Annotated in this window: 12 protein-coding genes; all 12 read right to left on the bottom strand. The window is 35.8% G+C overall.

Features of this window, described 5'->3' with window-relative positions; genetic code table 11:
- Positions 1–143: 143 nt before the first annotated feature.
- Positions 144–1,154, bottom strand: coding sequence for a PQQ-binding-like beta-propeller repeat protein (locus tag ACYVM0_RS26780; RefSeq protein WP_460562539.1), 1,011 nt, complete (start codon positions 1,152–1,154; stop codon positions 144–146).
- Between the two features lie 226 nt (positions 1,155–1,380).
- A complete protein-coding gene (locus ACYVM0_RS26775; RefSeq protein WP_460562537.1) occupies positions 1,381–1,929 on the bottom strand; it encodes a hypothetical protein in 549 nt (182 codons plus the stop codon).
- Between the two features lie 181 nt (positions 1,930–2,110).
- Positions 2,111–2,851, bottom strand: a complete 741-nt coding sequence (locus tag ACYVM0_RS26770; RefSeq protein WP_460562535.1) for an SMI1/KNR4 family protein — start codon at positions 2,849–2,851, stop codon at positions 2,111–2,113.
- A 216-nt stretch (positions 2,852–3,067) separates the two neighbouring features.
- A complete protein-coding gene (locus tag ACYVM0_RS26765) occupies positions 3,068–3,676 on the bottom strand; it encodes a hypothetical protein (RefSeq protein WP_460562533.1) in 609 nt (202 codons plus the stop codon).
- Positions 3,677–3,898: 222 nt separating this feature from the next.
- Positions 3,899–4,552, bottom strand: a complete 654-nt coding sequence (locus tag ACYVM0_RS26760; protein WP_460562531.1) for a hypothetical protein — start codon at positions 4,550–4,552, stop codon at positions 3,899–3,901.
- A 249-nt stretch (positions 4,553–4,801) separates the two neighbouring features.
- Positions 4,802–5,314: a hypothetical protein gene (locus ACYVM0_RS26755; RefSeq protein ID WP_460562529.1), complete on the bottom strand. Its 513-nt coding sequence runs from the start codon at positions 5,312–5,314 to the stop codon at positions 4,802–4,804.
- Positions 5,315–5,542: 228 nt separating this feature from the next.
- Positions 5,543–6,346, bottom strand: a complete 804-nt coding sequence (locus ACYVM0_RS26750) for a DUF6896 domain-containing protein (RefSeq protein WP_460562527.1) — start codon at positions 6,344–6,346, stop codon at positions 5,543–5,545.
- A gap of 46 nt (positions 6,347–6,392) precedes the next feature.
- The gene (locus ACYVM0_RS26745; RefSeq protein WP_460562525.1) at positions 6,393–6,653 is read right to left on the bottom strand and encodes a tetratricopeptide repeat protein; all 261 of its coding nucleotides are present in this window, start codon (positions 6,651–6,653) and stop codon (positions 6,393–6,395) included.
- Between the two features lie 247 nt (positions 6,654–6,900).
- A complete protein-coding gene (locus tag ACYVM0_RS26740; RefSeq protein WP_460562523.1) occupies positions 6,901–7,644 on the bottom strand; it encodes a hypothetical protein in 744 nt (247 codons plus the stop codon).
- A 242-nt stretch (positions 7,645–7,886) separates the two neighbouring features.
- A complete protein-coding gene (locus tag ACYVM0_RS26735; protein WP_460562521.1) occupies positions 7,887–8,510 on the bottom strand; it encodes a hypothetical protein in 624 nt (207 codons plus the stop codon).
- 49 nt (positions 8,511–8,559) lie between these two features.
- Positions 8,560–8,790 (bottom strand): hypothetical protein, encoded by a 231-nt coding sequence (locus ACYVM0_RS26730; protein WP_460562519.1) that lies wholly within the window; start codon positions 8,788–8,790, stop codon positions 8,560–8,562.
- A complete protein-coding gene (locus tag ACYVM0_RS26725; RefSeq protein WP_460562517.1) occupies positions 8,787–9,764 on the bottom strand; it encodes a hypothetical protein in 978 nt (325 codons plus the stop codon). The genes ACYVM0_RS26730 and ACYVM0_RS26725 overlap by 4 nt, the downstream gene beginning before the upstream one ends.
- Between the last annotated feature and the right edge of the window lie 353 nt (positions 9,765–10,117).

Below are 10,117 nucleotides of genomic sequence, written 5' to 3'. Positions count from 1 at the left end.
TAAACCGAAAAAAACTCTGGCGAAGGCAAGGAGTTAATAAAAATAAACTCTTGTTTACTCCCTGCTTTCAAAAGAAATTAATATTTTTATTCTCACTCTCTAAAGTCTATATATACATAGGAACCCAATGTTGGCAGTAGTTGTTATTTCTCTTCGCATTCGTAAACACTACCACCGCCACAAGAGAAATAAATTTTATCATTAGCAAGTATCACACCTGATATGTTTCCTTCTCCTTTTATTTTCTTTTCAAGGATTGGTATTCCTGATTTTTTGTCAATAACATAGAGTTTACTGTTATCATTTAAAAGCAATATATTTTCTCCGCTAATTGCTGGAATGGTCTGAATTTTTCCACTAGTTTGTAATTTCCAATTTAATTTAGGTTCTAAGTTTGAAAGGTTGTAAGAATAAAAATAGCCCTTTTCATCTCCAAAGTAGATGTTTTCTTCATCATTAATTATTTCTCTTATTGAACTTTGTTCACCTGTTTTTATTTTGTTTATGATTTGTCCTAATTGTAAGTCGTAAATATTTATAACGCCGTGTCCGGAAGCAATTACATACTGTCCAAATATTTTGGGATTGAATAAAAAAGTGCTTGGTTCATTCTGTGTCCAAACGGTTGACCCATTTTCCAAATTAACACAAAAAATATCGTTGCCTATACAATTATATACAAAGTCTTTGTGAATGATTGGGATGTAAGAATGTCCTTTGTTTGATTGTTTCCATAAGATATTCCCGTCAGTTGTGTCTATGCACCACGTTGATGTAGCTCTTGCCTGAATACCCGAAAAAACAATTTTGTGTCTATACTCATTTGAAATGGGTCCAATGTTACTTTCTTCTGTTTTAAATTTCCAAACTTCATGACCGTTGTCAAGATTGAAACTTACAATAGAACCATTCATAAAACTTGCTATTAGAGTATTGTTTTCACTTACTAAAATATTATTTATTACGTGGTTAAGTTGATATTCCCAAATCAACTCAAATTTGTCTAAGCATAAACATTGTATCCTACTTTCTGTAAATCCTTTTTTGTCATAGACAAAAATTACATAAAGCTTATCATTCCATATTACGGGTTGTCTGGGCTTATTGTTTCGCTCGCCTTTTAATTTATATTCTTTTGTTGTCTTGATGTCCATAGTTGTAGTGTCTGTCTTACAATTACTGCCAACGGGCAAAGCTTTGCGCTGACATGGAATTTTATAATTGTCAGCCCGGAACTATTGCCGATAATTTTGTTTAGATGAAGTTAAAAACAAAAGACCAAAGTTGAAATGTCCGCCCGGAACCACAGCTGAATTGCGTACATCTGCTGAAATTTTGTTTGTCCAGCCATGTTTGCGCAAAACTTTTTGTTGGCAGCTGTTAGTGGAAGTTTTTTTGATTCTTAATTGTCCAAGTTTTAAAGTTTATTGTTGTGTCGATTAAGTTTCGGTCTTTAGAATTGGCGGCAATTAACAAGCGATATATAAACTCAGACATATTCTTTGGAATAGCTTGTTGCGAAATTCTGTTGTCGTTATTGATCGTTATATGTTTTGCAATAGAATCTTTTTTATAGCTTATAATGCAATTTAAATTTCCAAAAGAATCCTTTAAAGAATTATCATGATATAATGTGTCCAATTGAATGAAGTTTATCTCATTGAAGTTGTCGATAAGTGCATTTTGATTGTTGTCTTCCCATGCTTTTGTGCGATTACTCCAAAGATACCTGTAGGTGGCGTCACCATTTAATGTATGATAAGTGCAATAGAAAATGTCACCAGGAATAATTAAAAATGTTACAGGAGCTTCCCCGATTTTAGGTTGATTAATTGTTATTTCAAGTTCTTTGAAGTGAGAAAATTGTTTTGTCGAACAGCCGTAGCCAAGGAAGATTGCTAAAAGACTTACAATTAGTAACTGTCTCAACTTTTAAATAATTAGGGTGTAAAAATAATAGCTGCCAACGTTTTAGGGCTTTGTGTTGTGGTGGGAATCAGGGAACGTCAGCCCAGCCCATAACTAAAAGCCAATTGAAACACTAAAGATAAGCCTTTGTTCGTCAGCCCACCATAACACAAAACCCATGTAAGGCGCAGACTGGTTGGTCTTATTTTCGTCGGGGCTGATATTTCCAACTACCTCCAGATTGTCTGATTAACTCTCCCCAATACGGAATGTCGTCATAGCTAGAGTTTAGCCAATTCGAGTCAAAAATATCTTGTATTTCGCCATTATAATTATTACTCCAGCTGTCGTCTTCGTCATCATAAAATCTTTCAAATAATTCATCGGGCATGTATTCAGAAAATTCGGACAACAAATAATGTTTCAAGTCCCAACCATAAATTATAGTGTCTGAACCAACCACCGACAAAATTGGATTTCCGCTTTTACATGGCTCACTTATGATATACCGATGCCCGAATATTGGAACTAATTTCGGTGCCTCACGATACCATTTATTGAATCTATTGACAATTTCGTCTTGTGAATCAGGTATTGTTCCCCAAGACTTCAACCAAATTCTGTCTTGTGATATTGAAAAGTATGGCCAATTTAGTTTGTCGACAATGACTTGTTCGTTTTCTAACCAGTTAAAGAAGAATTGTCCGTCTTTTGGTTTAAAGTTTACTGCATGTAATATTTTTAGAAATTCACGATAATCTGGTGGAAACTTAATTTGATATTTTTTTTCTATATCGTCAATTTCTGATTCATTTATTCCTACCCACTTTGCATTAAGAGGGACAATATTTTCGCCCGATTGCAGCTCTTGTTTTGCCCAAGATGCTTCAGTCGCTTCTTTAAACCAAAATAGAAAGTCAGTAAAATTTTGGGGTACAAGCATTGTCGGTTTGTTTGCGCCTTACGTCCAGGTATTGCAGCAGGCGGGATATTTTATAATGTCCTGCCCGGAACAACTGCTGATTGAAAATATTTTGTTGAAGTTATGAACGAAAGCCTAATTATTAACGTCCTGACCGAACCAAAGTACAGCGATGCAAACTGCTGAAGTTTCAATGTCATGCCCCGCTTGCTAGCAATACCCATGTTGTAGGCAGCTTCATTTGGTCGCCAAGAATTTAATGATCATATTTCTATAGTCTTTGTCTTTCTCTCTGAGTTCTATCCAATGTTCGTCATCATTAATATTAAAGTAAAGCTCAGCGTAGTCATTTTCTTTTTCGCCTTGAAAAAATAGTTTACAAGTATGAGTAGTTGTGTAAGTGCCATTGCTTTGCATATTTAGGCTGTCGACATAATTTCCCATGTGAATACAATCTACAGATATTTGGTTGTTAAATTTTATTAAGGAGTCTGTAACTCCTGAATACAGATATTTCAAAAAACGTACAAAATTATCACTACCAGCACCTAGACTTTTGAAAACAAGCTTTACATGGCCTTCTTTAGGCACACTTACTTTGAATTGCAAATGTTTATTTTCAAAAGTTGAGTTTACATTGTAAATTATAGAAGTGTCAGTGTAATATTTCTCAGTAAATGAAAGCCTAATATCTCCACCCCAACCTTCAACTTCACTTGTGTCAACGAAAATTGGCTTAATTAGGAAAGTGTCAATGGTGGAATTTAATTTAGAATCAGGCTTTGATTGATTTGAGGCGCAACCAACAATTCCTATACTAACAAAAGCGAGTAAAATCTTTAGCATACTGTTCATTTGAAGTTGCCTACAACGAGCAGGTATTGCCGATGGTGGGGAATTTTATATTCGTCCGCCCGGAACTGCTGCCTGGCTTTTTGATAAAGTTAAATATTAAGAACTAAAGCTGGGCTTTGCAGGTCAAGCCCCGAACCGCTGCACGGCAGAATTACCGCTGCTGATTGCTCCAATGTCAAATCCCACTATTGGCAATACTAATGTTGCCAGCAGTTATTTTTTCAGTCTGCTTATGTAGTCTGTCCAAAGCTGTTTAAATTTTTTCGCTTGTTGTTGTGTTAAGTCGCCGTGAACAACCGCAAAATTTTCTCCAGTTAGTTGGTTTAAAATCCAAGAGGCTCTACCTGCAACAGTGAAAACATCTTCCGTAATGCAGCCGCCATGTCCATAGAATGTCAGGTCGCCAGAACCTATCCTGTCCCATATAATTAAGTCTGCAGTGTTATTTAAGCCAATCTTTCTTTTGTCGCTAAGTCGTGCAACCAAATATGGAAATGCGACTTGGTAATTTTTAATGCACCAGCTTTTTGCGGAACCAAATGACATATCGGTTGCCGTGTCAATTAAAGCTAAAGCGTTTTGTAAATTAAAACTGTCTGGATATGAACCGCCATACCAATCACCTAACATACCTTTTCTGTCTTTGTCAGCCTGTAACCACTTTTTAGGTTTTGTAAAACGGGTCGGCAAAGTATAACTTGAATAATTGGTGTCAGCAAATGAAAAATATTGAAATGTGTCCTTCGGCTTATGCAACTCAATAGTTATAGGCGTTGAAATTTTCGCTTTAGAATATTTTTGCTTTGTCTGTCCACAAGAGCAAGTAGAAAAAGCTAAAAGTAATATGATTGTAAAAAACTTTGTCATTAGTTAAGGGGTCGTTTATAATTGCTGGCAACGGGCAGGGGTTGCTGCTGTGCTGGAATTTATAATGTCCAGCCCGGAACTGAAGCCCAATTGAAAAACCGAAGTTGAAGTTAACAACAAAAAGCTGAACATTGAATGTCGAGCCCGGACTGATGCTGATAGCGAACAAAAAGATGAGAATTTATTCGTCAGCCGGCATAGCACCAAACCCAATGTTACCAGCATGTGCTTCGTCACTTGTCGCTTAAATTAGTCGACGAGAATTGATTTTAATTTAAATGGTTTCTGTCCTCTGCTATTTAAAACTGAAATAAAATTGTCAGAAAAAAAACTATTTAAATAATTCCAGTCGCTTGCGTTCATACTACCATTACCGTTTTTGTCGAGATTGTCAACTATACTTAATTTGTCTACGCATTCAAAATTGTCACGAAACTTCATAAAGTCTTTTCTCCAAATTACAAGCCCGTAAGAACCTAAAAAGTATGGTTTAGTTTCAGGATGAATAGTCCACATTTTACTAAGCTCTTTGTCGGAATATTTAAAATAGTCATTCTTGGTATTTCCTATTCCCAAAAATTCGCTGTCAAGAATGTCTGTAATTGTTGGCTTGTCTAAACTGTCATAAGTCAATGCAGCGAAAGTGAAATTTTGCGGACTTTTGTCTTTGTAAGTACTTGTACAAAGCAGCACTTTATATTTATCGTCAGTCGCTTTGAATGTCAACAGGTCGCCTTGGTGTATGTCTGTGATTTTTTGCATAGAATGGTGTGTCTTAGCATTGTTGGTAACGGCTACCGCTTGGCGATGTGGCGGTATTTAAAAATCGTCAGACCGTAACCGCAGCTAAATTTATAACTAAAAGTTCATTGTTTATTCTATTACTCGGTGTTATTCGTCGGCTGGAACTGAAGCCGACTAGCGAACAAAAAATTGAGTATATATGCGTGGCCCCGCCATATTGCCAAACCGCCTGTTATGTGTTCGTTTTTATTTTGTCAAGCCTATAAACTTCCAAAAGTTAAATTTCGACTTATGGGTTTGTCTGTTTTGTTTCTCGAACTCTTTTTCCAAGTCCAGATATGATTTGATTTCTACTTTTTGCCTGTCGGCAACTACAATTCCATAATGATTACCAACATTTGAACTAATTCTCTCAAACTTACCAAGTGAAAGCATTTTCTCATTTATCCTTACTCCGTCTGCATAATCTTCAAAAATTTCAACGGGTAGAGGTTTATATTTCGGTGTCGATTTAATGTACTTTGAAAAAAAATAGGGGTCTAAGTCCCCAAACTCTTTTCCAAATACAAGTGGAACTTCTATTTCCTGTTTAGTTTTGATGTTTACAAAGCCACAATGAAAACCATGAGCATAGTAATTCCAACCTTCAACTTTTCCATTAGACCTTCCGTCTCTTTTAAGTTCGTTAAAAGTCTGCATTGGAAATTCAATATTTAAATTCAAGTCAAGCTTGTTGACCAACTTATATAGCAATTCTTCTCCTAATTGTCGGTAGTCTTTTGCACATTGCTCAAAAAATTCTTGATTACCTTCAATTTCATTGTCTGTTATGAGCTTAGCAATATTTATTTCCGGTTCAATTGTGTGTATTCCAACTTGAAAGCCAACAAGTTCAGTTTTTAGATTTTGTCCTACTACTTCTCTTTGATTTTGAACTTCTTTTTCAAAAGCAAGTTTCAATGTCCGCTCACGTGGAATTGCCCGAATTGTTTCAAGCGTCGGAATTTGTCCAATTGAGTTTATTGTAATTATGTCTGTCGTTCTGTTCAATGGTGTCGGTTCTTAAAATGACGCAAAACTTTTTGTTGGCTGAAGTTTAAATATTAGAAAGTTCTTCCCAAAGAAGTCCCTGATGATATTTTGGGTTTAATTCTCCAGCTTTTATAAGATCACTTGCAGCTTCATTGGGGTTTTGAATCTGAAAATTTGCTACTGCTCTTCTAAAGTAAATTTCTGCAATATTAGGAGAAGATTCTGTACATAATTTTATGGCCATTGTGAAATCTTCAATCGCACCTAAAAAATTTTTATTTTTACTCTTTTCTAATCCGTCTTGAAAATATGATTCGATAGTCATTGCTTTTTATTAAATAAATTATCGACTTTCGATTTGTATACAGTTAGATAAATTTCAGCCAACGGGCAGGGCTTTGTGCAGGCAGGGCATTGTTGATTGTACAGCCCCGAACCGAAGCCCAATAAAGAAATATAAGTACAAGATAACAACTAAAAGCCCAACAGAATTCCATCCTGCCCGAACCAAAGTACAGCGATGCAAACAGCCGAAGTTTGAACGTCCAGCCCTGCTTGCACAAAACCCCATGTTACCTACTGGCCTTCTTTGTCCACGAAAGCAAGTTATAAAATATTTTTTCAGCTCCCGACTTTAAGTCAAATGAGTCTTTGCTGATGTTGTATTGACATTTATTTAGTGTGTCGCTAAATCCTACTCCATTGTCATTAATGAACCCTTTGTAAAGTTTGTGTTTGGCATTATTGTTTAGTAGTTCTTGAACAAAAGTTGAAGTATCAGTTTGTAATACTTTCAATTTTGAAGTGTCGTAAATAGTGGAATTGTCATAATTATAGATAGTGTATTGTCGTGCGTATTGGTTTGTATAACTCGATATTAATGTGTCAATATACAATGTCGAAATACTTTTAGGCAATTTATTTTTGTACTTGTACATGAAAGCAACTCGGTCTGCATTATTTAAGCTATCAAACTTATCAAAGTTCACTTGGTTGTAGTTGCGATATGTTTTTGAGTATTGCTTTAGTTGGTCAATCGGCTCTCCACCATAGTCTTGTGGGTGTATGTAAAGTAGGAATATAAACTGCAAAATGAAAAGAGTAAAAGAAATACCGACCAATAAAATTTTAGAACTCTCTTTTTTTATAAGTCTATAAAGTAAGTATGTTGAACAGCTTGCTAAAATAAATGCGGATGGCCAACAAATAAGTCCACCAAGTCCTGTAAAAGGAAATAAATACCAAATAAATTGTTCTGTCAACAATGAGAAAACAAAAAATAAGGTAAGTGCGATTTGTCGTTTAGTAGTTGTCATTTAGGCTTGCAGGTAACGGGCAGGGCTTGCTGCAGGGCTGGAATTCATTGCTTGTCCGCCCGGAACCGCTGCTGACCTGCCTGCCGGCAGGCAGGTTAAAGATATAAAAGTACAGGTTAACAAACAAGGCCCAATCCCGATAGCTATCGGGATACGTCCAGCCCGGATGATGCACCACAGCGATATGACCATTGCTCCAATGTCCAGTCAGCCTTGCAGCAAACCCAATGTTAGCGGCAGTTTTAGTGTCTTAGGTCTCGTACTTCTGTTCTCTGTGTTACTCGTATCCATTTAATAATTCCATTCGTCTTGTTCAACCAAACATATGCGTAATACGGTTTCTTTGCCGCTTTATATTGTTCTGTTATTTTGATTTTTAAACAATCTTTAAGTCTCTGACCAGCGATATTCAAAGTTTCGTTTCTAAAACCTGATAACATAATATTTCGGTCATGCAATTTAATAGTGACAATATCCGTCGGTCTTAGATTTGAAGGAATAAAATAAATAAAGTCTTTCAGTTTAATGTCGTTTGCACTTTTATCCCATTGTAGCGGGGCTAATAAAATTGAATCGTTTCTAAACATCATCGCCGAACCAATAAAACTGGCCAATTCTACATATCGAACAGTAGTATCGTCCACACTTGCGATACAATAAGCAATTGAATTTTCGATGTTAAGTTTTTTAAATACCAAAGTAACTGTGTCATGCAGTCCATTTGCATGAAAAGAGTTGTAAACACAATTAAATGTCATTGAGTCGGGTCGAGGATGCAAATAATCAATAAGCCGAATGGTTTCATGTTGGCTAAACCCAAAGATGGGTTTTGAAAACAACAAGACTATAAAAACTATTTTCTTCATAAGAAGTTGTAAATGTAGGGTTGTCAAATTGCCGCTAACGAACAGGGCTTTATGCAGGTTGGGAAATATCCCGAATGCTTTCGGGACGTCCGCCGACAAACACTGCTGATTGAACCTGCCTGCCGGCAGGCAGGAATATAAAGTTGAAATTAAGAACTAATGTTGAAAGTTGTTTGGCCAGCCAGAACCACAGCCTGGATTTGTAATTTGTTGATGTTTGCTGGTCAAGCCCAACTTGCATAAAACCAAATGTTGCCTGTAGCTGTTCTCTGTCACTCACTGGGCTACTTGATATTTGTCTAAGATGTCAATTCTATTATTGTCAATTACTATTAGTCCTGAATTGTTTCCAGTCGTTGTATAAGCTGCAAACGGCGAACCGTTAGTCAAATTGTATAGGCAAATTTGTTTGTGACCTATTGTAATTACTTGCGATTGATGAAAAGAAATTGTTTTGTTGAGAATTATCTGTCTTGATAATGTTGTGTCACCTTTATGAACTGCAACAAAGGTTGAGCTGTCGTTGCAGATAATTGAATATAGGCTGTCTTTGACAGGAAAAGTAACTAATGACATTGAACCATAGCTGCCTCGATAAAATCTAACATCACCGATTTTGCTTTTCTCCCAATAATTTTTCAAGCTGTCAACTGTTGTGTACCAATTGCAATGATTTTTTAATTTTTCATCTGTCAATTCATAAAGCTTTGTTGGTGCAGGTAAAAATAAAAAGCTCATACTTCGTCCTAAATGAGCAAGGTTGTTGCAAACAACATATTCATTTTTGAAATTCAAAACTTGAGTTGCACAAGTTGCGAAATATGAAAATGTCCTGTTGGTCTTTTTGTTCAAGAAAAAAACAGAACCTCCAAATTCTCCAACGCAACAGCCATACACATAATACAAACTATCTTCGAAAAGTCGTTCGCCATAAATTCTTTCCTTTCTTTTAAATTCTACAAGTTCAAAGTTGTTGTCAATAAAATAAGCCTTGTTTTTTGTTCCAATAAAAACTGTGTCGTGAAGTGTAAAAAGATAATTTGGTTTATAAATATTCAGCTTGTTTTCTAATGAAATTTGCCTGTTGTAGTTGGTGTCAAGCACAATAATTTTGTCATTGTCTTGAAGGCAAACGATTTTGTTATCAAAAAATGCAATTGAACTAATTGTTGTGTCTGATTTGAGTAAAAGTTGCCTTGTAGTGAATTTTATTTGTGAATTACTTTTCTCTTCTTGGTTTTTACAAGAAGTCAAAATGAAAATTGATATGAAAATTATTGGGGTGTGTCGCATTTTACAATTACAGGTAACGAAAAAGGCTTGGCGTTTGTTGGGGAATTAGAATCCTGTCTGTCCATAACCGAAGCCCAATGATTGCAATATTGCTGATGTTTTATTCATACGCCAAATTTATAACGTCCTGCCCGAACTAAAGCACAATAAAGAACAAATGCTGAGGCAATATTCGTCAAGCCCCAATAATGCCAAACCATATGTTGGCTGCTGCTTTTAGTCAGGCAATGAAAATACTTTGAATGAGTCTGAATAAATTGTTTCATACTTGTCATTAACAATGTCAGAGGTTATTCTTAGTTTAATCATCAGTC

This window comes from Ferruginibacter profundus (assembly GCF_054783275.1).
Note: the sequence above shows the minus strand (reverse complement) of the source record. Positions and strands in the feature narration are given on the sequence as shown.

Excerpts from the sequence above, each read along its gene's own strand:
- ACYVM0_RS26770 (WP_460562535.1), bottom strand. The coding sequence starts at position 2,851 with ATGCTTGTACCCCAAAATTTTACTGACTTTCTATTTTGGTTTAAAGAA.
- ACYVM0_RS26735 (WP_460562521.1), bottom strand. The coding sequence starts at position 8,510 with ATGAAGAAAATAGTTTTTATAGTCTTGTTGTTTTCAAAACCCATCTTT.
- ACYVM0_RS26760 (WP_460562531.1), bottom strand. The coding sequence starts at position 4,552 with ATGACAAAGTTTTTTACAATCATATTACTTTTAGCTTTTTCTACTTGC.
- ACYVM0_RS26745 (WP_460562525.1), bottom strand. The coding sequence starts at position 6,653 with ATGACTATCGAATCATATTTTCAAGACGGATTAGAAAAGAGTAAAAAT.
- ACYVM0_RS26755 (WP_460562529.1), bottom strand. The coding sequence starts at position 5,314 with ATGCAAAAAATCACAGACATACACCAAGGCGACCTGTTGACATTCAAA.
- ACYVM0_RS26740 (WP_460562523.1), bottom strand. The coding sequence starts at position 7,644 with ATGACAACTACTAAACGACAAATCGCACTTACCTTATTTTTTGTTTTC.
- ACYVM0_RS26780 (WP_460562539.1), bottom strand. The coding sequence starts at position 1,154 with ATGGACATCAAGACAACAAAAGAATATAAATTAAAAGGCGAGCGAAAC.
- ACYVM0_RS26765 (WP_460562533.1), bottom strand. The coding sequence starts at position 3,676 with ATGCTAAAGATTTTACTCGCTTTTGTTAGTATAGGAATTGTTGGTTGC.